This window comes from Mesorhizobium sp. P171375, from assembly GCF_057786075.1.
Map to the genome: position 1 here is coordinate 3178951 of NZ_JBYNWF010000001.1, position 25314 is coordinate 3204264.

Annotated in this window: 30 protein-coding genes and 1 pseudogene; 18 read left to right on the top strand and 13 right to left on the bottom strand. The window is 63.1% G+C overall.

Annotation, left to right across the window (positions count from 1 at the left end; all coding sequences use genetic code 11):
- The first annotated feature begins 166 nt into the window (after window positions 1–166).
- Window positions 167–451, top strand: coding sequence for a hypothetical protein (locus ACYHH6_RS15185; protein ID WP_352584599.1), 285 nt, complete (start codon window positions 167–169; stop codon window positions 449–451).
- On the opposite strand, the gene ACYHH6_RS15190 is transcribed toward ACYHH6_RS15185, so the two are convergent.
- Together ACYHH6_RS15190 and ACYHH6_RS15195 are read right to left on the bottom strand one after the other, a co-directional pair.
- Complete coding sequence (locus ACYHH6_RS15190) at window positions 448–849, bottom strand: GFA family protein (RefSeq protein WP_352584600.1); 402 nt, start codon at window positions 847–849, stop codon at window positions 448–450. The genes ACYHH6_RS15185 and ACYHH6_RS15190 overlap by 4 nt on opposite strands.
- 43 nt (window positions 850–892) lie before the next feature.
- Complete coding sequence (locus ACYHH6_RS15195) at window positions 893–1306, bottom strand: GFA family protein (protein ID WP_352584602.1); 414 nt, start codon at window positions 1304–1306, stop codon at window positions 893–895.
- Between the two features lie 279 nt (window positions 1307–1585).
- Here ACYHH6_RS15195 and ACYHH6_RS15200 point away from each other — a divergent pair, with 279 nt between their 5' ends.
- Complete coding sequence (locus ACYHH6_RS15200; RefSeq protein ID WP_352584603.1) at window positions 1586–2350, top strand: TlyA family RNA methyltransferase; 765 nt, start codon at window positions 1586–1588, stop codon at window positions 2348–2350.
- Entirely contained in the window at window positions 2347–3582 is a 1236-nt protein-coding gene (locus tag ACYHH6_RS15205; RefSeq protein WP_352584605.1) for a class I SAM-dependent RNA methyltransferase, read from the top strand. Before ACYHH6_RS15200 ends, ACYHH6_RS15205 begins: the two co-directional genes overlap by 4 nt.
- Window positions 3583–3589: 7 nt before the next feature.
- Here ACYHH6_RS15205 and ACYHH6_RS15210 read toward each other — a convergent pair whose 3' ends face one another.
- The 6 genes from ACYHH6_RS15210 to ACYHH6_RS15235 form a co-directional block, all read right to left on the bottom strand.
- Window positions 3590–4243: a transglutaminase-like cysteine peptidase gene (locus ACYHH6_RS15210; RefSeq protein WP_434221237.1), complete on the bottom strand. Its 654-nt coding sequence runs from the start codon at window positions 4241–4243 to the stop codon at window positions 3590–3592.
- A gap of 186 nt (window positions 4244–4429) precedes the next feature.
- On the bottom strand, window positions 4430–4819 hold the full coding sequence (locus ACYHH6_RS15215; protein ID WP_352584607.1) for a type II toxin-antitoxin system VapC family toxin: 390 nt from the start codon (window positions 4817–4819) through the stop codon (window positions 4430–4432).
- On the bottom strand, window positions 4806–5081 hold the full coding sequence (locus tag ACYHH6_RS15220) for an AbrB/MazE/SpoVT family DNA-binding domain-containing protein (protein WP_142866757.1): 276 nt from the start codon (window positions 5079–5081) through the stop codon (window positions 4806–4808). Before ACYHH6_RS15220 ends, ACYHH6_RS15215 begins: the two co-directional genes overlap by 14 nt.
- Before the next feature lie 75 nt (window positions 5082–5156).
- Window positions 5157–6569 (bottom strand): metalloprotease TldD, encoded by a 1413-nt coding sequence (tldD, locus tag ACYHH6_RS15225; RefSeq protein WP_352584609.1) that lies wholly within the window; start codon window positions 6567–6569, stop codon window positions 5157–5159.
- Between the two features lie 108 nt (window positions 6570–6677).
- Complete coding sequence (locus ACYHH6_RS15230) at window positions 6678–7145, bottom strand: YbjN domain-containing protein (RefSeq protein WP_352584611.1); 468 nt, start codon at window positions 7143–7145, stop codon at window positions 6678–6680.
- 72 nt (window positions 7146–7217) lie between these two features.
- Window positions 7218–7766 (bottom strand): invasion associated locus B family protein, encoded by a 549-nt coding sequence (locus tag ACYHH6_RS15235; protein WP_352584613.1) that lies wholly within the window; start codon window positions 7764–7766, stop codon window positions 7218–7220.
- 362 nt (window positions 7767–8128) lie between these two features.
- On the opposite strand from ACYHH6_RS15235, the gene coxB reads away from it, so the two are divergent.
- From coxB to ACYHH6_RS15305, 14 genes and pseudogenes are all read left to right on the top strand, one after another.
- Window positions 8129–9025 (top strand): cytochrome c oxidase subunit II, encoded by an 897-nt coding sequence (coxB, locus tag ACYHH6_RS15240; protein ID WP_435053251.1) that lies wholly within the window; start codon window positions 8129–8131, stop codon window positions 9023–9025.
- 38 nt (window positions 9026–9063) lie between these two features.
- Entirely contained in the window at window positions 9064–10716 is a 1653-nt protein-coding gene (gene ctaD / locus ACYHH6_RS15245; RefSeq protein WP_352584617.1) for a cytochrome c oxidase subunit I, read from the top strand.
- Window positions 10717–10786: 70 nt separating this feature from the next.
- Window positions 10787–11731, top strand: a complete 945-nt coding sequence (locus ACYHH6_RS15250; protein ID WP_352584619.1) for a heme o synthase — start codon at window positions 10787–10789, stop codon at window positions 11729–11731.
- The gene (locus tag ACYHH6_RS15255) at window positions 11728–11889 is read left to right on the top strand and encodes a hypothetical protein (RefSeq protein ID WP_488500442.1); all 162 of its coding nucleotides are present in this window, start codon (window positions 11728–11730) and stop codon (window positions 11887–11889) included. The genes ACYHH6_RS15250 and ACYHH6_RS15255 overlap by 4 nt, the downstream gene beginning before the upstream one ends.
- A gap of 8 nt (window positions 11890–11897) precedes the next feature.
- On the top strand, window positions 11898–12524 hold the full coding sequence (locus ACYHH6_RS15260) for a cytochrome c oxidase assembly protein (protein WP_352584620.1): 627 nt from the start codon (window positions 11898–11900) through the stop codon (window positions 12522–12524).
- A 1-nt stretch (window position 12525) separates the two neighbouring features.
- Window positions 12526–13407: a cytochrome c oxidase subunit 3 gene (locus tag ACYHH6_RS15265; protein ID WP_352584622.1), complete on the top strand. Its 882-nt coding sequence runs from the start codon at window positions 12526–12528 to the stop codon at window positions 13405–13407.
- Between the two features lie 93 nt (window positions 13408–13500).
- Window positions 13501–13632 (top strand): annotated as a pseudogene (locus ACYHH6_RS15270) (L,D-transpeptidase family protein); the annotation flags it as partial.
- A gap of 22 nt (window positions 13633–13654) precedes the next feature.
- On the top strand, window positions 13655–14041 hold the full coding sequence (locus ACYHH6_RS15275) for a DUF983 domain-containing protein (protein ID WP_112563894.1): 387 nt from the start codon (window positions 13655–13657) through the stop codon (window positions 14039–14041).
- Window positions 14038–14793, top strand: a complete 756-nt coding sequence (locus tag ACYHH6_RS15280) for an SURF1 family protein (protein ID WP_352584623.1) — start codon at window positions 14038–14040, stop codon at window positions 14791–14793. Before ACYHH6_RS15275 ends, ACYHH6_RS15280 begins: the two co-directional genes overlap by 4 nt.
- 171 nt (window positions 14794–14964) lie before the next feature.
- A complete protein-coding gene (gene ispH, locus ACYHH6_RS15285; RefSeq protein ID WP_352584624.1) occupies window positions 14965–15975 on the top strand; it encodes a 4-hydroxy-3-methylbut-2-enyl diphosphate reductase in 1011 nt (336 codons plus the stop codon).
- A gap of 7 nt (window positions 15976–15982) precedes the next feature.
- The gene (locus ACYHH6_RS15290) at window positions 15983–16945 is read left to right on the top strand and encodes a homoserine kinase (protein WP_352584626.1); all 963 of its coding nucleotides are present in this window, start codon (window positions 15983–15985) and stop codon (window positions 16943–16945) included.
- Window positions 16942–17508, top strand: a complete 567-nt coding sequence (gene rnhA, locus ACYHH6_RS15295; RefSeq protein WP_352584628.1) for a ribonuclease HI — start codon at window positions 16942–16944, stop codon at window positions 17506–17508. The genes ACYHH6_RS15290 and rnhA overlap by 4 nt, the downstream gene beginning before the upstream one ends.
- A gap of 30 nt (window positions 17509–17538) precedes the next feature.
- Window positions 17539–18126 carry a histidine phosphatase family protein gene (locus ACYHH6_RS15300; protein WP_352584629.1) on the top strand — a complete coding sequence of 196 codons (588 nt, stop codon included), beginning with the start codon at window positions 17539–17541 and terminating at the stop codon, window positions 18124–18126.
- A gap of 95 nt (window positions 18127–18221) precedes the next feature.
- Window positions 18222–18881 carry a hypothetical protein gene (locus ACYHH6_RS15305; protein WP_352584631.1) on the top strand — a complete coding sequence of 220 codons (660 nt, stop codon included), beginning with the start codon at window positions 18222–18224 and terminating at the stop codon, window positions 18879–18881.
- A gap of 2 nt (window positions 18882–18883) precedes the next feature.
- Here the strand turns inward: ACYHH6_RS15305 and ACYHH6_RS15310 are convergent, their stop codons facing one another.
- From ACYHH6_RS15310 to ACYHH6_RS15320, 3 genes are all read right to left on the bottom strand, one after another.
- Window positions 18884–19363, bottom strand: coding sequence for a DUF2938 domain-containing protein (locus ACYHH6_RS15310; RefSeq protein WP_352584633.1), 480 nt, complete (start codon window positions 19361–19363; stop codon window positions 18884–18886).
- A gap of 69 nt (window positions 19364–19432) precedes the next feature.
- Window positions 19433–19909 carry a peroxiredoxin gene (locus ACYHH6_RS15315; protein WP_352584635.1) on the bottom strand — a complete coding sequence of 159 codons (477 nt, stop codon included), beginning with the start codon at window positions 19907–19909 and terminating at the stop codon, window positions 19433–19435.
- A 111-nt stretch (window positions 19910–20020) separates the two neighbouring features.
- A complete protein-coding gene (locus ACYHH6_RS15320; RefSeq protein ID WP_352584637.1) occupies window positions 20021–20827 on the bottom strand; it encodes a protein-disulfide reductase DsbD domain-containing protein in 807 nt (268 codons plus the stop codon).
- Between the two features lie 215 nt (window positions 20828–21042).
- On the opposite strand from ACYHH6_RS15320, the gene ACYHH6_RS15325 reads away from it, so the two are divergent.
- Complete coding sequence (locus ACYHH6_RS15325; RefSeq protein ID WP_023668405.1) at window positions 21043–21651, top strand: YqgE/AlgH family protein; 609 nt, start codon at window positions 21043–21045, stop codon at window positions 21649–21651.
- A gap of 158 nt (window positions 21652–21809) precedes the next feature.
- Here the strand turns inward: ACYHH6_RS15325 and ACYHH6_RS15330 are convergent, their stop codons facing one another.
- Both ACYHH6_RS15330 and ACYHH6_RS15335 read right to left on the bottom strand, forming a co-directional pair.
- Entirely contained in the window at window positions 21810–24698 is a 2889-nt protein-coding gene (locus ACYHH6_RS15330; RefSeq protein ID WP_352584639.1) for an EAL domain-containing protein, read from the bottom strand.
- A 3-nt stretch (window positions 24699–24701) separates the two neighbouring features.
- Window positions 24702–25298 carry a GNAT family N-acetyltransferase gene (locus ACYHH6_RS15335; protein WP_352584641.1) on the bottom strand — a complete coding sequence of 199 codons (597 nt, stop codon included), beginning with the start codon at window positions 25296–25298 and terminating at the stop codon, window positions 24702–24704.
- Window positions 25299–25314 lie beyond the last annotated feature (16 nt).

Consider the following 25314-nt stretch of genomic DNA (forward strand, 5'->3'; position numbering starts at 1 on the left):
CAATTCCAGGAAAAGTGTGAAGCGGTTTTCCGTCCGGAATTGCGTCAAGCGCTCTAGCCGTAACGCTCTGTTAACGCTTCTGTTTGGCGTTTCGCTTACCGTGTCTTTTGGCCGTTTTTCAACGCCGCCCTGCTAGAACCCGACCAAGGCAGGGAGTTAAAAAACAATGCGAGTGCTTCTGTGCGGCGCGGCTCTTTTGGCTGTCATCGCCGCGCCGGCCGTGGCCGAAACCCGCTATGACCGCAAGCTCGAACAGGCGGTGGTCGAGATCGTCGCCGGCAAGATGGGCAACATCAGGGGCGGCTTTTCCTACAAGCAGGCACCGCAGCTCGTCGTCATGCCGGACGGACCGGCTGCGCCCGTCGAGAGCTCGCCCAAGCAGGCTTCCGGCGACGCCGGTGACGGGCTGACGCCCGCCGTCGAGCGTGAGGTTTCGCGCACCATTTTCTAGAACCACATGTCGCGCACGCAGCGTCCATCGCGTGGCAGGTCGTCAAAGGTTTCGAGCCCGTCGAAATGATCGATCGGCAGGTCGGCGACCGCCTCGGGCGGCGCCAGCCTGACATTGACGGCGATCCGCGTGCGGCCGCTGTCGCTGCTGCGCAAGCCGCGCCACGCAAGCACGCAGGCACAGGTCGGGCAGAACAGGATTTCGAGCGAGGGCTCGTTTTTCCCGGCGCGTGCATAGGAACGCAGAGGTCCCGCAACGCGGATGCGCTCGTCGACAAAATCATAGGCCCACAGCGTGCCGTAGCGGCGGCAAAGCGTGCAGTTGCAAGCGGTGATCGGGTCGGGGTCGCCCTCCAGGGTCCAGTGGGCGGCGCCGCAATGGCAGGTCCCCTTCAGCATTCAGCCTCCTCGGCATTGCCTCGTCCATCCGCCTGGGCATCCTTCAACTGGGCATGTTCTCGAACTGGGGGAGGTCAAGTGGCTTTACCCATCCGAGACGACGCCTGGTGAACATCTCGAGTTTCGGCGCGATCAACTCGGGGCGGTCGAGACTTCCGAGCTGGACGAACACCGTGCCGGGGAAGCCTTCGAGATGGTCCGTGAATACCCGCGCGGCGCATTCCGGGCAGGAATTCCGGTCGAGTCCGTTGCCCGAATTGGCGATATAGTGAAACGCTTTCGGTTTGCCGCTGATCAGCGTGAAATCATCCTCTGGCACGGCGAAAAACGTCGCAGCTTCGCCGCCGGAAGCCTTCTTGCAGTCGAGGCAGTGACAAACTGCAATGAAAGTGGGATCGGTATCAAACTCGAACTTGACCGCGCCGCAGGCGCACTTCGCAGTGTACTTCTTGGCCATGACTTGGTCTCCTTGTATTACAATGACGGTGGTTTTAAACGTGCCCACAGGGCATCGCATGAAGCGTCGTTAGGGGTCGCCTTCAAACGTCCAGCGGGCGGAGCCGCAAATGCCAGGTTCCCGTCAGCATTAGTGTTCCTCAGCATTGCGTGAGCGCCCCGGCCATCTTGCCGGACTTGCTGCGATATTCAACCGGTGGACTGATCTGCGTCTCCGGTTCCAGTGTCCCCGCTCATCCAATGTCCTTGCCTTCGTGACCGGCTTTCGCCATGAAGGCCGATGAACTCCCCTCTGCCAGCCAGCACACGCCAGCGGCTCGACGAATTGCTCGTCCAGCGCGGCCTGTTTGCAAGCCGCTCGCGCGCCCGCGACGCGGTCGAGCGTGGCACCGTGACTGTCGACGGCGTGGTCGCCCGCAAGCCCGGCCAGACCGTCCTGCCGCAATGCCTCATCGTCATCGACGATCCCGCGCAAGGCTATGTCTCGCGCGCGGCGCTGAAGCTGATTGCCGGGCTCGACCATTTCAGCCTCGACCCCTCAGGCTCGGAAGCCCTCGATATCGGCGCCTCGACCGGCGGCTTCACCCAGGTCCTGCTCGAGCGCGGTGCGGTCCACGTTACGGCAATCGATGTCGGCCACGGCCAGATGCATCCCTATGTCTCGTCCGACCCGCGCGTCACCGTGATCGAGGGCTTGAACGCCCGCGAGCTCATGGCCGCTGATCTCGGCGGCCGTATCCCGGATTTCATCGTTTCCGACGTCAGCTTCATTTCGCTGAAACTGGCGATGCCGCCGGCGCTTGCCATCGCCAGGCCGGGAGCGCGTGCGGTGTTTCTGGTCAAGCCGCAATTCGAGGCCGGCCGCGAGGCGATCGGCAAGGGTGGCCTGCTGAAAGACCCCTATGACGCCGCCCGCGTTGCCGGCCTGCTGCAGGAATGGCTCGAAGGCGTCCCTGGCTGGCGTACATTGGGTCTGCACATGTCGCCGATTGAAGGCGGCGACGGCAACCGCGAATTCCTGCTCGGTGGGATCAAGGACCGATGAGCACGCGCTTCACCATCAAGAGATTGGGCTCGCAAGGCGATGGCGTCGCCGAGACGGAAACCGGCGAGCTGTTCATTCCCTTCACGCTGCCGGGCGAAACTGTCACCGCGGCGCGCGAAAGGGATCGCGCCACTCTGATGGCGGTGCTGGAAGCCTCGCCGCTGCGTATCGACCCGGCCTGCCGGCATTTCACAGAATGCGGCGGCTGCGCCGTCCAGCACCTGCAAGCCGACGCCTACCACCAATGGAAACGCGACAAGGTGGTGCATGCCTTGAAGGGCATTGCTGGCGATATCGGTGCCTTGGTGCCGTGTGCACCACACACACGCCGCCGCGTCGTGCTTGCCGCCCGGCGCGCCGACACCGGCATGCTGCTTGGTTTCCATCGCCATCTGTCGCCGGAAATCATCCCCATCGAGGAATGCCCGATCTCACTGCCGGAGATCGTCGCAGCACTCGATCGCTTGCGATCGGTTGCCGACCTGGTTTGCGCCACCACCAAATCGTTCCGCATGGCGGTCACGGTGACGGGTTCGGGCCTCGACGTCGCGGTCTATGAGTCAGGCAAACTGGGCGAGAACCAGCGCCGGGTCGCCTCCAACTTCGTCATGGCCAATGGATTTGCCCGGCTTTCGATCGACGACGAGATCGTCATCGAGCCGAAAAAGCCGGTGATCATGTTCGGCACCGTCGCCGTCGCCGTGCCGCCCGGCGCCTTCCTGCAGGCCACCGAAGCCGCCGAACAGGCGATGGCCGATATCGTTGGCGGACATCTGAAACGCGCCAAGAAAGTCGCGGATCTCTTCGCCGGCTGCGGCAGCTTTGCGCTTCGGCTGGCGGCGAAATCCGAGGTCCATGCGGTCGAAGGCGACGCGGCCGCCCTTTCGGCGCTCGACCGCGGATCACGCTTCGCCACCGGCCTGAAGCGCGTAACCGGCGAACGCCGCGACCTGTTTCGCCGCCCGCTGACGTTCAAGGAACTGAACGCCTTCGACGGTGTCGTCTTCGACCCGCCGCGCGCCGGCGCCGAAGACCAGTCGAAGCAGATCGCCCGCTCCGACGTGCCCTTCGTCGCCGCCGTCTCCTGCAACCCGGTGACGTTGGCCCGGGATTTACGCATCCTCATGGATGGCGGCTACGTGCTGAAAAGCGTCACGCCGATCGACCAGTTCCTCTGGTCGCCGCATGTCGAGGCGGTGGCGCTGCTGGAGAAGCCAAAGAGACGGCGGTAGCCGCAGCCTAGCTTGGCGACATCCGTTTCGGCGTGCCGCCGCGTTGGTTGATCGACACCCAATTGTTTGGGTTCTGCTGCGACTGGCGTTTCAGGAAATAATAGCCCGTCGCGTTCCAGGGCCTGATCTCATCGACCAGATTGTCCAGGACAAGATCGCCCTTGTCGGTCTTTACCGTCAGGATGGTGTGGCCTTCATTGTTGAGGTCGCGCACCACTGTCATCAACAGCGCCTGCCGGGGGAAACCGGCCTGCAGAAGAAGCTTGCGCTTGTAGAGCGCGTAGATCTTGCAGTCCCCCTTGCCGTCCACAGGATAGTCCCAGTGGTCTTCCATGGTGCCCCAGTGATCGAAATTGCTGATGGGCTTGATGGACCTGTTCGCCTTCTGATTGACCCGCTTTAGGATGCTCAGCTTCTGCGCGGTCAGCTTGACGTCGGCGGCCGGCAAAGCGGGGACCTTGCACTCCTTTGGCCGGCGATGGCAGAAATCGACCCAACCGTAGGGGACGCTGGTGCTTCCGCCCACGGCGGCGGCAGGTTGCGTCGACCGCGCCTTGAACCATGTCGATTGTGCCGCCGCCGGACCGGCTTGCAGCGCTGTCGCGCCAATCAACGAAACGAAGCCAAGGAGGAGAGCCAGGACGCCGGGCCGCATTGCCATCACCAACACCGCAACGAGAAGCTGGGTACGGCGTTTGTGCGCAAACGGCAGCCCAGGCAGTTCAACAGTTACTAATTTCCTAATGTGAATTGTGTTCGCTTCAAGGTGCCGGCTGAGATTTGAAGTTGGAAAACAGCCTGCGCATTCAGGGTGACGTCGGCAGGCCGCTACCGGCGCGCCCCTTTGCTATGCTTCCTGCACGCCATCATGTCCGGCCGCCTTTGCAGCCTTCAGGAAACTGCGGTCAAAGGTTGCAAAGCCAGCACAATGAGCTGCTTTCCCCAGATGCAGCGCATCTGCAAAATCCATTCCCGCTTCGGACAGATCGAGCGCAGAGGAGACAATCGCAGCGTCTTCCAGTTCAACCGTGGGCAACCCGCCGAACCGTCGCAGCGCGCCCACGATCACGGCTTGGCCATAGCCATAGGCACTGCGCAGCACCCATTCGGCCTCCAGGACTACCGTGACGGCGACAAAGACGGGTTGACCATCGATCAGCCGCCGGGCTCGCGGGGACTGCTCCGGATCGTCGTTCGTCAAATACCTGACGATAACGTTGGTATCAATCGCGAGCATTGCGCCGCCGGGCTTCCGCAAGGACGGCCGCGTCCATCTCCTCCAGAGTCTTCGGCCTGCCACTGTGCGGTAGGACACCGAAGACATCTTCTGGTCGCGTCGGGGCAAAGGCCGGCGCCAATTTCAAAAGCACTCCGTCCGGCGTATCTTCGACCTGCAGGCGTGTGCCCGCACCCCAATCTTTGCGCTTCCGGATCGCGCTGGGCAGGATTACCTGTCCCTTGGTGGAGACGGTCGTTGTAAGTTTTTCTGTAGCAGCCATCGCGCACGCCTTTGTGTAAGACAAAGGTAAGATATTCTTATTGCGTCAGCTATTCAAGCCTGGCGGATTGGCACCTCAAACCCTGGTGCCGCCCACCGTCATCTGGTTCATCCTGAGATGCGGCTGGCCGACGCCGACCGGCACGCCCTGGCCGGCCTTGCCGCACATGCCGATGCCGTTGTCGAGCTTCATGTCGTTGCCGATCATCGACACGCGGTGCATGGCGTCCGGCCCGTTGCCGATCAGCATGGCGCCCTTGATCGGCTGCGTCACCTTGCCGTTCTCGATCATGTAGGCCTCGGTGCAGCCGAACACGAACTTGCCTGAGGTGATGTCGACCTGGCCGCCGCCGAAGGAGACGGCATAGATGCCGTTCTTGACCGAAGCGATGATCTCGTCCGGCTCCATGTCGCCCGCCGTCATGTAGGTGTTGGTCATGCGCGGCATCGGCTGGTGCGCATAGCCTTCGCGCCGGCCGTTGCCGGTCGCCTTCATGCCCATCAGCCGGGCGTTCTGGCGGTCTTGCATGTAGCCGACGAGCTTGCCGTCTTCGATCAGTACGTTGCGGGCCGAGGGCGTGCCTTCATCATCGACGGTGAGCGAGCCGCGCCGCTCGGGCATGGTGCCGTCATCGACGACGGTGACGCCCTTGGCCGCCACCTGCTGGCCGAGCAGGCCGGCGAAGGCCGACGTCTTCTTGCGGTTGAAATCGCCTTCCAGCCCGTGGCCGACGGCCTCGTGCAGCATGACGCCCGGCCAGCCGCTGGACAAAACGATGTCGAACGTGCCGGCCGGCGCCGGGATGGCTTCGAGATTGACCAGCGCCTGACGCAGCGCCTCTTTGGCCGCATGCTTCCAGCTGTCCTCGACCAGGAACTCGCCGAACGCCTTGCGCCCGCCCATGCCGTAGGAGCCGCTCTCCTGGCGGTCGCCATCGCCGACCACGACGGAAACGTTGATGCGGACCAGCGGGCGGATATCGCGCACCATCTGGCCGTCGGCGCGCACGATCTCGACATGCTGCCAGGACGCGGCGAGCGAGGCCGTCACCTGGCGCACGCGCGGATCCTCGGCCCGCAGCCAGGCGTCGATTTCCTGCAACAGCTTGGCCTTGACCTCGAAGGAAGGCGAGGGGATCGGGTTCTCGTCGCCGTAGAGATGGCGGTTGGTGCGGACAGGGGCGGCGGCAAGCGTGCCGGAATAGCCGCCCTTGACGGTCGACACCGCGTCCGCCGCGCGTAGCAGCGACGCTTCGGAGAGGTCGCTGGAATGGGCGTAGCCGCTGGCCTCGCCGGCCACCGCGCGCAGGCCAAAACCCTGGTCGGTGTTGAAATTGGCGGTCTTCAGTCTGCCGTTGTCGAACATCAGCGCTTCGCTCTCGCTGTATTCGAGGAACAGCTCGCCGTCATCGGCGCCGTTAAGGGTGTTGGCGACGATCCGCTTGATGCGATCGTCTGAAATGTCGAATTGGCCGATCAGGCTGTTCATGGCAGGTCCGTTCACAGGAGGAATGGTTGTTGCCACGATGTAGGCGCGAAGACGCGCCTGCACAATCCGCAATGACGATCCACAGCCGGACCGTGGAGCGCTCAGGCCCTACTTCTCGTTCACGAATTCTTTGATGTCGCTGGTCATGGAATCCCAGTTCGAGAACTGCTCCTCGAGGTAGGAGCGGGTAACCCCGCCCCTGAACATGACATCCATCTTGAAGTTCGACCCGTCACCGGAGAAGGCCTTCACCCAGCGATATTTCTTGTTCCATTCATTGGCCTGGTCGGCTGTGAAGGGATCGGTATAGCCTGAGGAAAACTGGAGTGACTTGCACTTCTCATGGTTCTCGCAGCCATAGAAGTAGACGACATATTTCATGCCCTGGAGCCGGCCGGAGATCATGGGATCGCCGCCGTCGTCCTTGTCCATCTTGGCCGAGCCATAGCCCTTCGCAATTTCGAGAATGACACCCGGGTCGGGCGCCATGATGATTTCGACATCCTCGGCAAAGGCGACGGAAACGGCGCCGGTCAGGATCAGACCGGTCGACAGAAGCAGAGAAAAAGAGCGCATGATGACCCCACAGCCAAAAATCAAACCCGTGGGAATTCTGTTTCAGGGTCAGCCTTTTCGCAAGCATCAGGCTCAGGGCAGGGCGGCAAAACCGTCGGCGAAGCCCTTGAGGTCGACGGGGATGCCGATGCCTTCTTCCGGCGTCTGGAAGACGATGAAGGTAGCCGACGTCCCGGTCTTCAGCGTGTCGAGCAGCGGCTTTTCGAGAATGACCTCGGCATAGCAGCCGTCCTGGAAGCAGCGCACGAAATAGGCGCGGCCGATATCCTTGCCGTCGACATTGAGGCCGAGCCCGTTGGGCAAAAGCACGCCGAGCGGCGCCAGCACACGCAGGATCTCGGCCTTGTTGTCGGCGGTGCGCAGCACGACGACCGAAAGTCCCATTTCCGGGCGATCCTCGGCGACGACATTCTGCATCATCACGCACTGTTCCGACGTCGCGCCGGCCGGCGTGTCGCAGATGATCGACCACGCGCCATGCGTCGACTTGACCGTGCCGCTAGGCTGCGCTGCATTGGCGATGCCGGTGGCGGACGAGCCGATACCGATCAGGGCGGCGAGAAAGATGACCTTCGCCCCGCTGCTCGAAAGCCAGGAGTTTCTCGAAAGCCAAGAGGTCATGACGGCTCCATTGCGAATCACGGCACTTTAAGCCGCGCCAAGGCCAAGTAAAGGATAGGGCGACCGCCGGTCAGCCCCGGCAAGCGCAATAATGCGCTTTTCCCTAGCAAATTCGCCCGAATTGCGACCGTCGGGCGCATTCCGGCCACAAGCCCGCATAGCCCATCTGTCGACGATCCGCGCGGGCCGCGATGCCGTCGAAACGGCGCGGTCGCGCTTGCGCGCAAAAATGCCGCACGGTTTCGCCCGCTCCTTTCTTGCGGAGGGAAATAGAGTATGGTTTGAACCACCCTTGGGACTGTCCGGGATTCCCATCCCGGCATTGTTCGATATTCTTGCGCGCGATCGCGAGGAACCGGGAGATGAAGAGGGCGATGAGAAAATTCCCAGCAAGCGCCAAATTGATGGCAACAGCAGGCGCTGCAGCCGCATTTTTCGCCGGTGCCTCCGCCCATGCGGCCCAGCCCCAGCCATGGGAGATGAGCTTTCAGCCGCCGGCAACCGACATGATGCGGCAGATCGAGTGGTTCGGTAACTACACGATGTGGTTCGTCGTCCCGATCACCGTCCTGGTTCTGGCTCTGCTTGCGTGGTGCATCTTCAGGTTTCGGGCAAGCGTCAACCCGGTTCCGTCCAAGACCAGCCACAACACGCTGATCGAGATTATCTGGACCGTCGGCCCGGTCGTGATCCTGCTGTTCATTGCCATTCCCTCGTTCCAGCTCCTGACCGCGCAGTACACGCCGCCGGAAGAGGCCAAGCTGACCGTCAAGGCGACGGGCAATCAGTGGAACTGGGACTATGAGTACCAGACCGAGAACACGCTCTCCTTCAACTCGGCCATCCTTCAGGACGCCGACCGCGCGGCGATCGGCAAGGAAGACCGCAAGGTCTATCCGCGTCTCCTGGCGGTCGACAACGAGCTGGTGGTGCCGGTCAACACCATGACCCGTGTCCTGGTTACCGCGACCGACGTCATCCATTCCTTCGCCATGCCGGCCTTCGGCATCAAGATGGACGCGGTTCCCGGCCGCACCAACGAGACCTGGTTCAAGGCGGAAAAAGAAGGCCTCTACTACGGCCAGTGCTCGCAGCTCTGCGGCAAGGACCACGCCTTCATGCCAATCGCCATCCGCGTCGTCTCCGACGCGCAGTACAAGACCTGGCTGGCAGCAGCCAAGACCGACCTTCCCGGTGCCAACAAGGCGCTGATGGCCGAGGTCGACGGTACCAACAAGGTAGCGGCCGCCGGCAACTGATGCCGCGGGTTAGCAAGATTTAGGGAACGGAGCCGACCATGGCAGAAGCTGCAGCTCACGACGATCACGACCACAAGCCCTATCACGGCTGGGTCCGGTGGGTGTACTCCACCAACCACAAGGACATCGGCACGCTCTATCTGATCTTCGCGATCTTCGCGGGCATCGTCGGCGGCGCGCTTTCGGTCGTCATCCGCATGGAGCTGCAGGAGCCGGGCATCCAGATCTTCACCGGCCTGGCGCAGATGGTCTACGGCATGAACGGCGATGCCGCCATCGACGGCGGTAAGAGCATGTACAACGCCTTCGGCACCGCGCACGCGCTGATCATGATCTTCTTCATGGTCATGCCGGCGCTGATCGGCGGCTTCGCCAACTGGATGGTGCCGATTATGATCGGCGCACCCGATATGGCCTTCCCGCGCATGAACAACATCTCGTTCTGGCTGCTGCCGCCGGCCTTCATCCTGCTCATCGCCTCGGCCTTCATGCCGAGCGCGCCCGGCGCCTACGGCGTCGGTGGCGGCTGGACGCTCTATCCGCCGCTGTCGACCTCCGGCCAGCCCGGGCCGGCCATGGATCTGGCGATCCTGTCGATCCACATTGCCGGCGCCTCGTCGATCCTCGGCGCCATCAACTTCATCACCACCATCTTCAACATGCGCGCGCCGGGCATGACGCTGCACAAGATGCCGCTGTTTGCCTGGTCGGTGCTGGTCACCGCCTTCCTGCTGCTCCTGTCGCTACCGGTCCTGGCCGGCGGCATCACCATGCTGCTCACCGACCGCAATTTCGGCACCACCTTCTTCACCCCGGATGGCGGCGGCGATCCACTCCTGTTCCAGCATCTGTTCTGGTTCTTCGGTCACCCCGAGGTGTACATCCTGATCCTGCCGGGCTTCGGCATCATCAGCCACATCGTCTCGACCTTCTCGAAGAAGCCGGTGTTCGGCTATCTCGGCATGGCTTACGCCATGGTCGCGATCGGCGCCGTCGGCTTCATCGTCTGGGCGCACCACATGTACACGACCGGCCTGTCGCTCGACACGCAGCGCTACTTCGTCTTCGCCACCATGGTCATCGCGGTGCCGACAGGCGTGAAGATCTTCTCCTGGATCGCGACCATGTGGGGCGGGTCGATCTCGTTCAAGACGCCGATGCTGTGGGCGCTCGGCTTCATCTTCCTGTTCACGGTCGGCGGCGTCACCGGCGTCCAGCTCGCCAATGCCGGCCTCGACCGCTCACTGCATGACACCTATTTCGTCATCGCTCACTTCCACTACGTGCTTTCGCTGGGCGCGGTGTTCGCCATCTTCGCTGGCTGGTACTACTGGTTCCCGAAGATGACCGGCTACATGTACTCGCCGGTGATCGCCAACACCCACTTCTGGGTCACCTTTGTCGGCGTCAACCTGATCTTCTTCCCGCAGCATTTCCTCGGCCTCGCCGGCATGCCGCGCCGCACCATCGACTATCCCGACGCGTTTGCCGGCTGGAACATGGTGTCGTCCTACGGTTCCTATATCTCGGCCGTCGGCGTGGTGATCTTCCTCTATGGCGTCTTCGAAGCCTTCCAGAAGAAGCGGGTGGCCGGCGCCAATCCATGGGGCGAGGGTGCAACGACGCTCGAATGGCAGCTGCCTTCGCCGCCGCCCTTCCACCAGTGGGAACAGCTGCCGAAGATCAAGTAAGGCAGCCTGAATACGAAACCGCCGGCCCGCCGGCGGTTTCGGCCAACGGAATGATTGGACTCAACTACGCATGGCCCTGGTCGACGACCCATTGATTGACGAAGCGGGCTTTCGAATTTCGGAAGCCACGGCGGGCGACTTTTTCGCCCTCTTGAAGCCGCGCGTCATGTCGCTGGTGGTGTTCACGGCCTTTGTCGGCATGGTGGCGGCGCCCGTGACCGTCAACCCGCTGATAGCGATGGTCGCAATCCTGGCGATCGCCATTGGCGCCGGCGCCTCGGGCGCGCTCAACATGTGGTACGACGCCGACATCGATGCCGTGATGAGCCGGACCGCCGGCCGTCCGGTTCCGTCCGGCCGCATCCTGCCCGGCGAGGCCCTGAGTTTCGGCCTTGTGCTGTCGGCGCTGTCGGTGATGACGTTGGGTGTGCTGGTCAACTGGCTGTCGGCGGCGCTGCTCGCCTTCACCATCTTCTTCTACGCCGTCGTCTATACGATGTGGCTGAAGCGCTCGACGCCGCAAAACATCGTCATCGGCGGTGCCGCCGGCGCCATTCCGCCGGTGATCGGCTGGGCGGCGGTGACCGGAACGGTCAGCCTCGAAAGCCTCGTCCTGTTCCTGATCATCTTCCTGTGGACGCCGCCGCATTTCTGGGCGCTGGCGCTGTTCAAGTCCGAGGACTACGCCAAGGCCGGCATCCCGATGATGCCGAACGTCGCCGGCCACGCCTCGACCCGCCGCCAGATCTTTGCCTATGCCCTGATTCTGGCGCCCGTCGGCGTGCTGCCCTGGGCACTCGGCTTCACCACCGCGGGCTACGGCATCGCGTCGCTGGCGCTCGGCGCCGGCTTTGTCTGGTATGCCTGGAAGGTGCTGCGCATGACGGACGCAGACCGCGTCATGAAGCCAGCCAAGGCGCTGTTTGCCTATTCCTTGCTCTACCTCTTCGCCATCTTTGCCATCTACCTTGCCGACTGTGTCATCGGTCGCGCTTTGGCCATCGGTGGAGCATGACCATGATCGACAAGAAGCTTGAACTGGTCACGCTGACCGAGCGCCAGCAGAAGGCGCGCCGCAACCGTTCGGCTGCCATCGGCCTGGCGCTGGCGGCGCTGGTCATCATCTTCTACGTCATCACTATCGTCAAATTCGGCCATACCGGATCGATGTGAGGCCGACGATGACCCGCCAGACCATGACCGATCCCGGGAAGAAAAACACCAACCGCGTCGTCGCCGCCGTCTGCGTCGCCTTCTTCGGCGGCATGATCGGCATGGCCTACGCCGCGGTGCCGCTCTACAAGATCTTCTGCCAGGCCACCGGCTATGGCGGCACCACGCAGCGCGCCGAGAAGCAATATGCCGGCCGCATCCTCGACCGCGACATCACCGTGCGCTTCGACGCCAACACCAATGGCATTCCCTGGCAGTTCCAGCCGGTCGCCCGCTCGGTCACCATCAAGATCGGCGAGACCACGCAGGCGCATTACAGCGCCACCAACAAGTTCGACCGCGCCGTCACCGGCCGCGCCACCTTCAACGTGCAGCCGGAACTGGCAGGCCCTTACTTCAACAAGGTCGAGTGTTTCTGCTTCACCGACACGACACTGAAGCCCGGCGAGACGCTGGACATGCCGGTCGTGTTCTATGTGGATCCAGACATCGTCAACGTGCCGGAACTGAAGGACTTGAAGACGATCACCCTGTCCTACACCATGTTCCCGGTCGAAAAGAACAGACCGGTCGCTTCATCGGCGCCGGACAGCACCACCAAAGTTTCAGATACCGAAGCAAATCTCGGGGGTTGATATGGCAGACGCGCACGCAAAACCACAACACGACTACCATCTCGTCAACCCGAGCCCGTGGCCCTTCCTGGGCTCCATCGGCGCGCTGGTCACCGCCGTCGGCGGCGTCGCCCTGATGCAGTATCTCAAGAACGGTGATTTTCCGATCTTCGGCCACAACATCGCCAACCCGTGGCTGTTCTTCATCGGCCTGGTCATCGTCCTCTACACCATGTTCGCCTGGTGGTCGGACACGATCAAGGAAGCGCATGAAGGGCATCACACGCGTGTCGTGTCGCTGCATCTGCGCTACGGCATGATCATGTTCATCGCTTCGGAAGTGATGTTCTTCGTCGCCTGGTTCTGGGCCTATTTCGATGCCAGCCTGTTTCCGGGCGAGGTGCAGCAATATGCCCGCACCGCCTTTACCGGCGGCGTCTGGCCGCCGAAGGGTCTTGAGGTCCTCGATCCCTTCCATCTGCCGCTTTACAACACCATCATCCTGCTTTTGTCGGGCACGACGGTGACCTGGGCGCACCACTCGCTGATCCATGGCGACCGCAAAGGCCTGATCAACGGCCTGGTGCTGACCGTCGGCCTCGGCATGCTGTTCACCATGGTGCAGGCTTACGAGTACATTCACGCCCCGTTCGGCTTCAAGGATTCCATCTATGGCGCCACCTTCTTCATGGCGACCGGCTTTCACGGCTTCCATGTCATCATCGGCACCATCTTCCTGCTGGTCTGCCTGATCCGCGCCATGAAGGGTGACTTCACGCCGAAGCAGCATTTCGGCTTCGAGGCGGCTGCCTGGTACTGGCACTTCGTCGACGTGGTCTGGCTGTTCCTGTTCAGCGCGATCTATGTCTGGGGATCGGCCGGCGCGCTGATCGAAGGCCACTGACGGCTTTCATCGGGGAATCAACCCCAAGGAATCAGAAAGGCGGCCGCGGCAATGCGGCCGCCTTTCTTCTTTTTGGCGCCCATCATGGCCTACGGCTTCGGCTGGCTGGGCTGGCTGCTTCAATTGGTCGACTGGACCGATGGCTGCATTGGGGTTACCGACTCCGACATGGATGAAATCTGGGCTATGGTGCCGGATGGAACGCCGATCGAAATTGAGCCGTAGAACATGAGCGAAGACACTATCCATGAGTGAAGATAGGGCGATCTGGCCACCCATCGAGCCGATTTCGGCCGGCCTGCACGGCCGGTGTCCGCGTTGCGGCGAAGGGCGGCTGTTCTCCGGCTTCCTGACCGTCGGCAAGCGCTGCATGAATTGCGGCCTCGACTATTCCTATGCCGATGCCGGCGATGGCCCGGCCGTGTTCGTCATCCTGATCATCGGCTTCATCATCGTTGGGCTGGCGCTGTGGGTGGAAGTGACGCTGAGCCCGCCGCTCTGGCTGCATTTCATCATCTGGATACCGCTGGCGGTGGCGCTGTGTCTGACGGCGCTCCGGCTGATCAAGGGCGTGCTGCTGACGCTACAATACACTAACAAGGCTGCTGAAGGCCGGCTGGACCACGAGCAATGAGCGAGGCGCTGGCCAAAACCACCGGCCGTTCGCGGCCGAAGACGGCGTTGCTGCTCGGCCTCGGCCTGGTGCTGTTCGTCATCCTGCTGGGGCTAGGCACCTGGCAGGTGCAGCGCCTGCACTGGAAGGAAGGTCTGCTGGCGACCATCGACCAGCGCACCCACTCGGCGCCACGGCCACTGGCGGACGTCGAGAAGGAATTCGCCGCCAACGGCGATGTCGACTACACGCCGGTCACCGTCAGCGGGACGTTCCTGCATTCCGGCGAGCGGCATTTCTACGCCACCTGGGACGGTGACGCCGGCTTCAATGTCTACACGCCGCTGGCGCTCGACGATGGCCGCTTTGTGCTGATCAACCGCGGCTTCGTCCCCTACGATCTCAAGGACGCCGCCAAACGCCCGCAAGGGCAGGTGACGGGCAAGGTGACGGTCACCGGCTTGGCGCGCAATCCGCTGCCGGCAAAGCCGTCGATGATGCTGCCCGACAATGATGTGGCCAAGAACATCTTCTACTGGAAGGACCGCGACGTCATGGCGGCAAGCGCCGGCCTGCCCGCGGGTGCCGTGCTGGTGCCGATCTTCATCGACGCCGACAAGACGCCGAACCCCGGTGGGCTGCCGGTCGGCGGCATCACCATCATCGATCTGCCGAACTCGCATTTGCAATATGCGTTCACCTGGTATGGCCTTGCCGCCGCCCTTGCCGCGGTTCTGATCATCAGGTTGCGCCGCCCGGCAAAGCCTGAATGATATTACAGCGCCGCGCGTCCTTTTGGACGCGCAAAGGACGCTGTAACACTTTTGGTTTGGCGCATGATCCTTTCCGAAAATCGATTCCGATTTTCGGGGTCATGCGCTGCTGCCCTTGACAGGGCAGGGGTGCACACCTCATTTCGCCTCTGAACAACCGGCCCGGATTAGATGCTTCACACCAAGACCAAGCCCCCTCTGACGATCCGGCTCTGCCAGCCGCGCGGCTTTTGCGCCGGCGTCGACCGCGCCATCCAGATCGTCGTGCTGGCGCTGAAGAAATACGGCGCGCCGGTCTATGTCCGCCACGAGATCGTGCATAACCGCTATGTCGTCGAAGGCCTGCAAAGCCTGGGCGCGGTGTTCATCGAGGAACTGTCGGAGATCCCGCCCGAGCATCGCAAGTCGCCTGTGGTGTTTTCGGCCCATGGCGTGCCGAAATCGGTGCCGGCCGACGCCCAGGCGCGCGAACTCTTCTATCTCGACGCCACCTGTCCGCTGGTGTCGAAGGTGCACAAGCAGGCGATGCGCCACCAGCGGCTCGGCCGCCATGTGCTTCTGATCGGCCATGCCGGCCATCCCGAGGTGATCGGCACGATGGGCCAGCTGGCGGAAGGCGCCGTGACGCTGATCGAGACAGAAGCCGACGCCGCTACCTTTGCGCCGGCCAACCCTGAGGCGCTCGGCTTCGTCACCCAGACGACGCTGTCGGTCGAAGACACCGCCGGCATCATCCGGGCGCTGCAGGAGCGCTTCCCGCAATTGCATGCGCCGGCCGCCGAATCGATCTGCTACGCCACCACCAACCGCCAGGAAGCGGTCAAGGACACCGCCGCCGGCGCCGATCTCTATCTGATTGTCGGCGCGCCGAATTCTTCCAATTCGCGCCGACTTGTCGAAGTGGCGGAGCGCGCCGGCGCCACCATGTCGCTTCTCGTACAGCGCGCTTCCGAAATTCCGTGGAATGACATCACTGGCATTTCGACGCTCGGCCTGTCGGCCGGCGCGTCGGCGCCGGAGATCATCGTCGACGAGATCATCGACGCTTTCCGCCAGCGCTTCGAGGTGACCATTGATCTTGCGATCACCGCGACCGAAACGGAGGATTTTCCAGTCATGCGGGTTCTGCGCGATGTCGAACTGACGCGGGCCGATATGGCCTTCGTCAACGGAGCCGCGTGAACAGCCCATGGCGGTCTACACCGATGTCAACGAGGGCGATCTTGGAGCGTTCCTCAGGGCTTATCCGGTTGGCGAATTGCTGTCCTACAAGGGCATTGCCGAAGGCACCGAGAATTCGAATTTTCTGCTGCACACCTCGAGCGGCTCCTACATCCTCACGCTCTACGAAAAGCGCGTCGACAAGGCCGACCTGCCGTTCTTCCTCGGTCTGATGGGGCATCTCGCCCGCAAAGGCATTTCCTGCCCGCTGCCGGTAACCGCGCATGACGGCACCGTCATCGGCACGCTGGCCGGCCGCCCGGCGGTCATCATCACCTTCCTCGAAGGCCTGTCGCTGCGGCGGCCGACAGCGGCGCATTGCGGCGAAGTCGGCAAGGCACTGGCTGCCCTGCATCTCGCCGGCCAGGATTTTGCGATGACCCGCGACAACGCGCTGGCCATCGACGGCTGGCGCAAGCTCTGGAACGCCTCACGCGAGCGCGCCGATGAGGTCGAGCCGGGACTGGCCGCCGAGGTCGACGCCGATTTCACCGATCTCGAACGCCATTGGCCGCAGGGCCTGCCGGCAGGCATCATCCATGCCGACCTGTTCCCGGACAATGTCTTCTTCCGCGGCGAAAAACTGTCGGGCCTGATCGACTTCTATTTCGCCTGCAACGACCTCTACGCCTATGACGTCGCCACCTGCCTCAACGCCTGGTGTTTCGAGAAGGATTTCTCCTTCAATCTGACCAAGGGCACGGCGCTGCTGGCCGGCTACCAGAGCGTGCGGCCCTTGAGCGATGGTGAGAAGGCGGCGCTGCCGATGCTGGCGCGTGGCTCGGCGCTGCGCTTCATGCTGACCCGGCTCTATGACTGGCTGACCGTTCCCGATGGCGGGCTGGTCATGAAGCGCGATCCGACCGAATATATCCGCCGCATGCGCTTCCACCGCGCCATCAGGTCCCCTTCGGAATATGGACTGACATGACCAAGCAGGTTGAAATCTTCACCGACGGCGCCTGCTCGGGCAATCCCGGTCCCGGCGGCTGGGGCGCCATCTTGCGCTTCAACGGCAAGACCAAGGAATTGTCGGGCGGCGAGGCTGAGACCACCAACAACCGCATGGAACTGCTGGCCGCCATTTCGGCGCTGAATGCGCTAAAGGAGCCGTGCGCCGTCGAGCTTCACACCGACAGCAAATATGTCATGGACGGCATCTCGAAGTGGATCCATGGCTGGAAGAAGAACGGCTGGAAGACCGCCGACAAGAAGCCGGTCAAGAACGGTGAGCTCTGGCAGGCGCTGGACGAGGCCAACCGGCGTCACAAGGTGACCTGGAACTGGGTCAAGGGCCATGCCGGCCACACCGAGAACGAACGCGCCGACGAACTCGCAAGGGAAGGCATGGCGCCGTTCAAGAAGGGCTCGGCCGCATCTGCAACCCCGAAGCCTGCAGCCGCGCTGAAGCCGGCTGCAGCCGCGCTGAAGCCGGCCGCGCCGGCCAAGCAGCCGGCGACCCCGAGAGCGCGGCGCTCGACCCAGAGCTATTGAGTTTAGGCTTCCCGGCAGGAAACCTCACCCGTGCCGATTGCATACTACATCACCCATCCCCAGGTTCAGATCGATGCCAACGTTCCCGTGCCGGAATGGGGACTGTCCGAGATCGGACGGGCGAGGGCGCTGGCCATGCTCGAGCAGCCATGGGTCGGCTCGATCCGGCGTGTCGTCTCGTCGGCGGAGCGCAAGGCGATAGAAACCGCTGAGATACTGGCCAGGCAGCTTGGCCTCACGGTCGAGGTGCGCGAACGCATGCATGAGAACGACCGCTCGGCAACCGGCTTCCTGCCACCGCCGGAGTTTGAGGCAGTCGCCGACCGGTTCTTCGCCAATCCGCACAAAAGCATTCGCGGTTGTGAGCGCGCCATCGATGCCCAGCAGCGCATTGTGAGCGAGGTCGAGGCTGTACTAGACGCCGCCGTTGGCGGCGACATTGCTTTCGTCGGCCATGGTGGCGTCGGAACGCTGCTGCTGCTTTCACTCAGCAATCGCGAGATCAGCCGCGAGGCGGATCAGCCGGCCGGCGGCGGCAACTATTTCGCCTATGACATCGGCGCGCACAGCATCCTCCACGGATGGCGACCGATCGACAAGCCGGGCCACGGCAATTGATGGCCGGAAGCCAGCAATTCTAGGCTTTGGCTTAAAGTCGATTTCATCCCTGGGTAATAGAACGGCGCAATCGACCTTGGCGATGAGGCGCGGCGATGTTCGGACGCAGGACTTTCGGCAAGCAGCAGCAGAGCTTTGCCGATCTCAAGAAAATGATGCGTCCAACGCCGGATCGCGATGGCGTGACGCGCGTTTTCTCGAAGGAACTCTGGGACGATCCGAAGATCGGCGCCTTCCTGCGCGAGGCCGGCTTCGCGTCGGACGATCAGCGCAACATCATGCGCACGGCGGACGACTACATCGCTCTTTTCGCCGCGGCCAGGTACCGGCTTCAGGCGCGCACCGAGACCTTCAACAGCGAGATGGCAGCGCGCCATGGTTATTGCCGCGCCATGCCCTTTCTGGTCATCGACCAGCCGATCTGGGACGGTGAGCATGGCGCGTTCCTCTATGCCCAGATGGATCTCATCGGCTTCGACGATTGGAACGTCGTCATGCTGGCGGCGGATGCGCGGACCACGCAATCCTGCGGCCTGCCGGCGCATCCCGGCTCGGTGCCGGCGCTCACCCAGGCGATGACCGGGCACGTGATCCGATGGAAGGCGCGCTATGAATCCATGCTGGAGGAATTCGGCGTCACCGCCACCGGCGGGCGCAGCATCACGCGGGAACAATTCGAGGCGGAGAAAGATGCGCTGCGTCAGGAAATCATCGGCACTGTCGCCGCGATGAAGCCACGCACCGTCAGCGAATAGGGTTAGCGGATCAGCAGGGCCGTGCCGTAGAGGCCGAGCGCGAACACCGTGTGCGAAATCACGTTGAAGGCGCGGATCTGCATCGGGTTGGGGCGTCTTGAAGCGGCCCAGCCGGCGCCCATGCCGGGCGCCAGCAGGAACCAGCCGGCGCCAATAGTGACCATGCCGAGAATGAAGGCCGGCAGGAAGGTCGGTGCGTCCAGCCACGCCCTGCCCACCAGCGCCACCAGGATGATGCCGTAGACGATGCCGGTGAAATAGTGGAAGGCCCAGCCCAGTGCCGTCTCATGCGCGTAGGGCGCGGCGTGGGCGATGTCGTCATGGAAAACCTTGCCGTCCCGGAGATGCCAGACCCAGCGGCCGGGCGGCCCCCAGTTCGGCCGCGGCTGGCCGAACACCAGATGCAGGAACAGCGCCCAGAGATCCATCAGCACCGTGGCGCCGATGCCGATCGCAACACTGCGCCAGATGATGTCAAACATCGTCGAGGTCCCCCAAAAGCAGACCATCGCGCCAGGCAGGCGCGATCGCCAGGTTATGGCAATCCGGGATTACAGCTGGCTCAGAATGTGAGCCGCACCCGACGTGTCGACACCGGGCTTGGTCTCGACATTGAGCGCGGTGACCTTGCCATTGTCGACGATCATCGAAAAGCGTCTCGCTCGCAGCCCCATATCGTTGCTTACGAAATCGAGGCCGACCGACTTGGCGAAGTCGCCAGCCCCATCGGCCAGATAAAGGATCTTGCCTTCACCACCGGTGAAATTGGCCCAGGCGCCCATCACATGGACGTCGTTGACCGAGACGACGGCGATGGTGTCGACGCCGCGCGCCAGGATGGCGTCGTGGTTCTCGAGATAGCCCGGCAGATGGTTGTTGCTGCAGGTCGGCGTGAAGGCGCCGGGAACGCCGAACAGCACGACCTTCTTGCCCGCAAAAATCTCGGCCGACGTGATCACCTTGGCGCCATCGGCGGTCATTTCCTTGAAGGTCGCATCGGGCAGTTTGTCGCCAACGGCAATCGTCATGATGGTCCTCGTGTCAAAAGCAGGGAAGGTTTCTTGCGATAGCGAAATCAGGCATCTCCCGCAACCGCCGACAAGATCTGGATCAAGGGAAAGCCTGGATCGGGTTCCGTATCAGGGGAAAGGCAAAACGCCCTCGACCGCGCCTTCCGCACTTGTCAGGGTGTAATACAACCCGCCATCGGTCGGTGTCGTCGAAGGCCGGTCGAGGATCGGTATGGTAAACACCAGCCGGCCGTCCTTTTCGCTGCGCGCGGGCGCCCCGAACATGTAGTCGCGCTCGCCGGCGACGAAGAAATCCGCCGCCTCCGGATCGCCGGGAAAGGTCGCCTCGACGACCAGCGTCTCGTGGTCGCCGGGCAGGATCTTGATGCCGAAATCGGCTTTGGCAGGGGCGGGCAAGGTGGCAAGGGCCGCCTTCACCAGGGCCGCGTCCTCTGCATTGTCGGGGTCGGCAGCGGGATCGACGCTCAGCCGCGTCTGCACCGGAATGCAGATCGTCTCGCAGATGCCAAGAAAGATGTCGGCATCGATGACGGCCGCATCCCCAGGCGATGACAGGGTGAATGTCACCGGCAGCGAAACCGGATGGTTGTAGCCGGCCCATTTGCCGTAGCCGTCGTCATGGCGCTGCGGCGGCGGGAAGGAAAACGCCGCATCGGTGATGTTGGTGCTGGCCGAAACATCGATCTGCGGTGGCACGCCAGCATCGCCCGGGTCGCGCCAATAGGTCTTCCAGCCAGGCTTGAGCGCAATGTCGAGCACGCCATGGATGCGGCCTGCGTCGTCGGCCTTGCCTGATGTCACCAGCCGCACCTTGCCGCCTTCGCTGTTGTACCAGTCCGAAGAGGAAGCCGCGGCGGGAAGGGCTGCTCCGCATCCGATGGCGGCACCGAGCAGCAGGATTTTCAAGCTTTGCATGGCGGTGATTTGATCGTCAGTTCATGGCCGCGCAATGTTTTCATGGCGCTCTGCGTATCATATTTGCGTGACTTTTGGGCGAGGAACAGTCGGGTTCAAACATTCCGCCAGGTTCGATTCGAGCTGAAGAATCGTTTGCTCCAGCTATTGGGCTTTGGGCGAATCGCGCGCGGCGCATCTTTTCGGCGTCCCGGAAACGCGTTACGCTCCCCTCCATGGACTTGTTGCGCCACAAGAAGACGGCCGGCGGACGCGGCTTTCTCGACGACCAGTTCCTGATTGCCATGCCCGGCATGAAGGACGACCGCTTCACGCGCTCGGTCATCTACATTTGCGCGCACAGCGATGAAGGCGCGATGGGCCTGATCATCAACCAGACGCAGCAGATGCTGTTTCCCGATCTTCTGGTGCAGCTCGGCATCATGAACGAGCAGGAGGCGATTAGGCTGCCGGCGCAGGCGCGCGACTTCGTCGTGCGCAATGGCGGCCCGGTCGACCGCAGCCGCGGCTTCGTCCTGCATTCGGGCGACTACCGCGTGGAATCCTCGCTTACCGTCTCCGACGACATCTGCCTGACCGCCACCGTCGACATCTTGCGCGCCATCTCGTCCGGCCGCGGCCCGCGGCGCGCGCTGATGGCGCTCGGCTATTCCGGCTGGGGCGCCGGCCAGCTGGAAACCGAGATCGCCGAGAATGGCTGGCTGACCTGCCCGGCCACGCCGGAGCTTCTGTTCGACGCCGACATCGAGCGCAAATACGACCGCATCCTGGCCTCCATCGGCATCGACCTGGCGCATTTGAGCCTGGCCGCTGGGCACGCCTGACATATCAGCCGACGTAGAGGCCGTTTCGAAACTCGCTCATGCGAGTCATATGGTGGTGATTTCGAGAACCCGGAGCGGGGCGTACTTCTCGTACGTGAGCACCGGAAGCGCAGAAAGCGCCATCAGATGGCCGCAGGAGTAGAGTTTCCAAACGGACTCTAAGCCTGCGTCATCGGATACTGCTCCTTCAGCGCCTTCAGCACCTGGTCGCCGGGCATCGGCGCGCCGAACATGAAGCTCTGCACGTATTCGCAGCCCATCTGGCGCAGTTCCAGCGCATCGCTTTCGTCAGAAATACCCTCGGCCACTACAGACAGGCCGAGCTCATGCGCCATATTGACCATGGATTTCAGCAGCACCGCACGCTTCGGCGACGCGTCGTCGACAAAACTCTTGTCGATCTTGATGGTGTCGAAGGGGAAGCGCGTCAGATAGGCGAGCGACGAATAGCCGGTGCCGAAATCGTCGAGCGACAGGCCGATGCCGAGCTGCTTCAGCTTGGTCAGCACATGCGAGGTCTGCTCGGGATTGTCCATGACCAGCGATTCGGTGAGTTCGAGCCGGAAGCAGCGCGGCTTCAGGTTAGCGCGCGCGATGACCGAGCGAACATCGCTGACCAGGTCGCGGCGGATCAGCTGGCGGCTGGACAGATTGACCGACACCGATAGCGGCGTGTCGCCGATCTGCTTTTGCCAGCCAGCGAGGTCCTCGGCCGCCTGCTGCATGGCAAACAGGCCAAGCTGCACGATCAGCCCGCAGCTTTCGGCGACCGGAATGAAATCGCCCGGCGGGATCATGCCGCGGCGCGGGTGGTCCCACCTGAGCAGCGCTTCGAAGCCGGCAATGCTGCCGTCCTCGAGCCGCACGATCGGCTGGTAGGCAAGGGTGAATTCGCGCCGCTCGATGGCGCGGCGCAGATCGGATTCGAACTGCAGACGGTCTGTGCCGACGGTGCGGAAGGCCGGCCGGAACGGCTCGATCCTGTCGCCGCCGAAGCGCTTGGCCTGGTGCATGGCAAGCTCGGCGTCCTTGACCATGTCCTCGGCCGAAGTCTGCGCCGAAGTCCAGGTGATCAGGCCGATCGAGGCGGTCAGCACGATCTCGCGCTTGGCGAAGGTGATCGGGTTGTTGATGGCGTGCTTGATGGCGTCGGCTACCGCCGCGATGCGGGACGGGTCCTGTTCGGACAGCAGCATCAGCGCGAACTGGTCGCCGGCAAAGCGCGACAGCGAATCCTTCGGCTTCAACAGCCGGTGCAAGCGGCGCGCAATGGTGAGCAGAATGGTGTCGCCGGCCGAGATGCCAAGCCCGTCATTGACCTGCTTGAACCGGTCGATGTCGATGACGAAGACAGTCGGGCGCACCTTCTCTTCGGTGCGCGCGATCGAGATGATGGCTTCAAGCCGGTTCATCAGAAGTTCGCGGTTGGGCAGGCCGGTCAGATTGTCGTGAACGGCATCGTGCAGCAGCCTTTCCTCGGACTTTTTCTGCTCGGTGACGTCGACCATGGTGCCGACGCAGCGAATCACTTCGCCGTCCGAGCCGATCACCGGCCGCGCCCTCAGCAAGAACCAGTGGTAGTGCCCGTCGGCGCCGCGGAGGCGGAAATTCTGCGACACCCGGCCACGCCGGTGTTCGAGCACCACGTCGAGCGTGGTGCGGAAGGTGTCGCGGTCGTCGGCATGCAGCACCGGCAGCCAGTTGCGGGCGGCACCCCCCAGGCTGTTGGGCGCAAGGCCAAGCTGAATGCTGACATCGGGCTTGGTGACGACGCGGTCGCGCAGAACGTCCCAGTCCCACACCGTATCGCCGGAGCCAGCCACCGCCAGGGCCTGGCGCTCAAGGTCGGAGAACAGGCCCTGATGCAGCGCGCCGCCGGCAAAGGCATGCTGCATGACGGTGAAGCCGATCAAAAGGATGATCAGGATCAGCCCACCGCCCAAGGCCGGCTGGGCGATGTCGTTGTCGAGCATGCCGGTGATCGCCATCCACGACCCGCATAGCCAGAGCAGCACCATCACCCAACTCGGCACCAGCATGATAGCACGGTCGTAGCCGCGTATGCCGAGCAGGATGATCAGGCCGAGCCCGGTGAGCGCAGTGGCGGCGAAGGACAGCCTGGCAATGCCGGCGGCGACGGCCGGATCGACGATGGCGACACCGGCGATCAGCAGCAGGCCGAGGATCCAGACCACCGCGCCATAGCTGAAATGGCCGTGCCATCGGTTGAGGTTGAGATAGGCGAACAAGAACACCACAAAGGTCGCCGCAAGCGCCACCTCCGTTCCCGCTCGCCACATCTGCTCATTGCCGGGCGATATCTCTATGATCTTGTTTAGAAAGCCGAAATCGACGCAGATATAGGCAAGAACCGCCCAGGCGAGCGCCGCGGTCGCCGGGAACATCGACGTCCCTTTGACGACGAAAAGGATGGTCAGGAACAGCGCCAGCAGACCGGCAATGCCGATGACGATGCCGCGAAACAGCGTGTAGGAATTGACCGAGTCCTTGTAGGCTTCCGGCTCCCAGAGATAGACCTGCGGCAGCTTGGGCGAGGCGAGTTCGGCGATGAAGGTGATCACCGTTCCCGGGTTCAGCGTCACCCGGAACACGTCGGCGTCGGGGCTTGACTGGCGGTCGAGCGCGAAGCCCTCGCTGGGTGTGATCGCGGCGATGCGGGTGGCGCCGAGATCGGGCCAGAAGATGCCGGAATTCACCAGCCGGAAATGCGGCGCCACGATCAGACGGTCGAGCTGCTGGTCGGTGGTGTTGGCGAGCGCAAACACCGCCCAGTCACCGCTCGAGCGCGCGTCATTGGCCTCGACCTCGATGCGCCGCACGATGCCGTCGGGGCCGGGCGCGGTCGACACCTGGAAGTTTTCGCCCTGATTGACGTAGATCTCGACGGCGCGCGACAGGTCGAGCGCGATATCGTCGCGGGCAATCTTGATCGGTTCGACGGCGAAGGCCGGGAGCGCCGCGCAGAGCGTGACGACAGCCGCCAGAACGAAGGCCAACAGCGACCCGTTTCGCAGGAAATTCGTCAAAAATCAGTCCTTCGTTCCAGCGCCCGGCGGATCGTCCGCGATCCGGGCGTAGAGGTAGTGGTCCTGCCAGATGCCGTTGATCCTGAGGTAGGATCGCAAAAGTCCTTCGCGCCGGAATCCGGCTTTTTCAAGCACGCGGATCGACCGGGCATTGTCGGGAATACAGGCAGCTTCGATCCGGTGCAACCTCAGCGTATCGAAGGCAAAGCGGCAGACCACCTTGACTGCGTCGGTCATCAGGCCGCGACCGCCGAAACGCTCGCCGATCCAGTAGCCGACATGGCCGCTCTGCGAGACGCCGTGGCGGATGTTGCCCAGCGTAATGCCGCCGGCGAGCTTGCCGCTCGCCTTCTCGAAGATGAAGAAGGCGATGGCGGTGCCCTGCGCATAATCTTCGCGGTAGCGGCCGATGCGCAGCCGCCAGGCCGTGCGGTCGAGCTCATCGGGCGTCCAGCGCGGCTCCCACGGTTCGAGGAAGGCACGGCTTTCACCGCGCAGCGCTGACCATTCGCGATAGTCGTTGGTGTAGGGCACGCGCAGCGTGACCCGGTCGCCCTTCAGTGCCGGCAGGTCACGGCGAAAGAAAGGGAGCGCGAACACGGGGCGCGCCTTGAGG

Bases quoted from the DNA above. Each gene is read 5' to 3' on its own strand.
- ACYHH6_RS15185 (WP_352584599.1), top strand. From the start codon at position 167: ATGCGAGTGCTTCTGTGCGGCGCGGCTCTTTTGGCTGTCATCGCCGCG.
- ACYHH6_RS15190 (WP_352584600.1), bottom strand. From the start codon at position 849: ATGCTGAAGGGGACCTGCCATTGCGGCGCCGCCCACTGGACCCTGGAG.
- ACYHH6_RS15195 (WP_352584602.1), bottom strand. From the start codon at position 1,306: ATGGCCAAGAAGTACACTGCGAAGTGCGCCTGCGGCGCGGTCAAGTTC.
- ACYHH6_RS15200 (WP_352584603.1), top strand. From the start codon at position 1,586: ATGAACTCCCCTCTGCCAGCCAGCACACGCCAGCGGCTCGACGAATTG.
- ACYHH6_RS15205 (WP_352584605.1), top strand. From the start codon at position 2,347: ATGAGCACGCGCTTCACCATCAAGAGATTGGGCTCGCAAGGCGATGGC.
- ACYHH6_RS15210 (WP_434221237.1), bottom strand. From the start codon at position 4,243: ATGGCAATGCGGCCCGGCGTCCTGGCTCTCCTCCTTGGCTTCGTTTCG.
- ACYHH6_RS15215 (WP_352584607.1), bottom strand. From the start codon at position 4,819: ATGCTCGCGATTGATACCAACGTTATCGTCAGGTATTTGACGAACGAC.
- ACYHH6_RS15220 (WP_142866757.1), bottom strand. From the start codon at position 5,081: ATGGCTGCTACAGAAAAACTTACAACGACCGTCTCCACCAAGGGACAG.
- tldD (WP_352584609.1), bottom strand. From the start codon at position 6,569: ATGAACAGCCTGATCGGCCAATTCGACATTTCAGACGATCGCATCAAG.
- ACYHH6_RS15230 (WP_352584611.1), bottom strand. From the start codon at position 7,145: ATGCGCTCTTTTTCTCTGCTTCTGTCGACCGGTCTGATCCTGACCGGC.
- ACYHH6_RS15235 (WP_352584613.1), bottom strand. From the start codon at position 7,766: ATGACCTCTTGGCTTTCGAGAAACTCCTGGCTTTCGAGCAGCGGGGCG.
- coxB (WP_435053251.1), top strand. From the start codon at position 8,129: ATGAAGAGGGCGATGAGAAAATTCCCAGCAAGCGCCAAATTGATGGCA.
- ctaD (WP_352584617.1), top strand. From the start codon at position 9,064: ATGGCAGAAGCTGCAGCTCACGACGATCACGACCACAAGCCCTATCAC.
- ACYHH6_RS15250 (WP_352584619.1), top strand. From the start codon at position 10,787: ATGGCCCTGGTCGACGACCCATTGATTGACGAAGCGGGCTTTCGAATT.
- ACYHH6_RS15255 (WP_488500442.1), top strand. From the start codon at position 11,728: ATGACCATGATCGACAAGAAGCTTGAACTGGTCACGCTGACCGAGCGC.
- ACYHH6_RS15260 (WP_352584620.1), top strand. From the start codon at position 11,898: ATGACCCGCCAGACCATGACCGATCCCGGGAAGAAAAACACCAACCGC.
- ACYHH6_RS15265 (WP_352584622.1), top strand. From the start codon at position 12,526: ATGGCAGACGCGCACGCAAAACCACAACACGACTACCATCTCGTCAAC.
- ACYHH6_RS15275 (WP_112563894.1), top strand. From the start codon at position 13,655: ATGAGTGAAGATAGGGCGATCTGGCCACCCATCGAGCCGATTTCGGCC.
- ACYHH6_RS15280 (WP_352584623.1), top strand. From the start codon at position 14,038: ATGAGCGAGGCGCTGGCCAAAACCACCGGCCGTTCGCGGCCGAAGACG.
- ispH (WP_352584624.1), top strand. From the start codon at position 14,965: ATGCTTCACACCAAGACCAAGCCCCCTCTGACGATCCGGCTCTGCCAG.
- ACYHH6_RS15290 (WP_352584626.1), top strand. From the start codon at position 15,983: ATGGCGGTCTACACCGATGTCAACGAGGGCGATCTTGGAGCGTTCCTC.
- rnhA (WP_352584628.1), top strand. From the start codon at position 16,942: ATGACCAAGCAGGTTGAAATCTTCACCGACGGCGCCTGCTCGGGCAAT.
- ACYHH6_RS15305 (WP_352584631.1), top strand. From the start codon at position 18,222: ATGTTCGGACGCAGGACTTTCGGCAAGCAGCAGCAGAGCTTTGCCGAT.
- ACYHH6_RS15310 (WP_352584633.1), bottom strand. From the start codon at position 19,363: ATGTTTGACATCATCTGGCGCAGTGTTGCGATCGGCATCGGCGCCACG.
- ACYHH6_RS15315 (WP_352584635.1), bottom strand. From the start codon at position 19,909: ATGACGATTGCCGTTGGCGACAAACTGCCCGATGCGACCTTCAAGGAA.
- ACYHH6_RS15320 (WP_352584637.1), bottom strand. From the start codon at position 20,827: ATGCAAAGCTTGAAAATCCTGCTGCTCGGTGCCGCCATCGGATGCGGA.
- ACYHH6_RS15325 (WP_023668405.1), top strand. From the start codon at position 21,043: ATGGACTTGTTGCGCCACAAGAAGACGGCCGGCGGACGCGGCTTTCTC.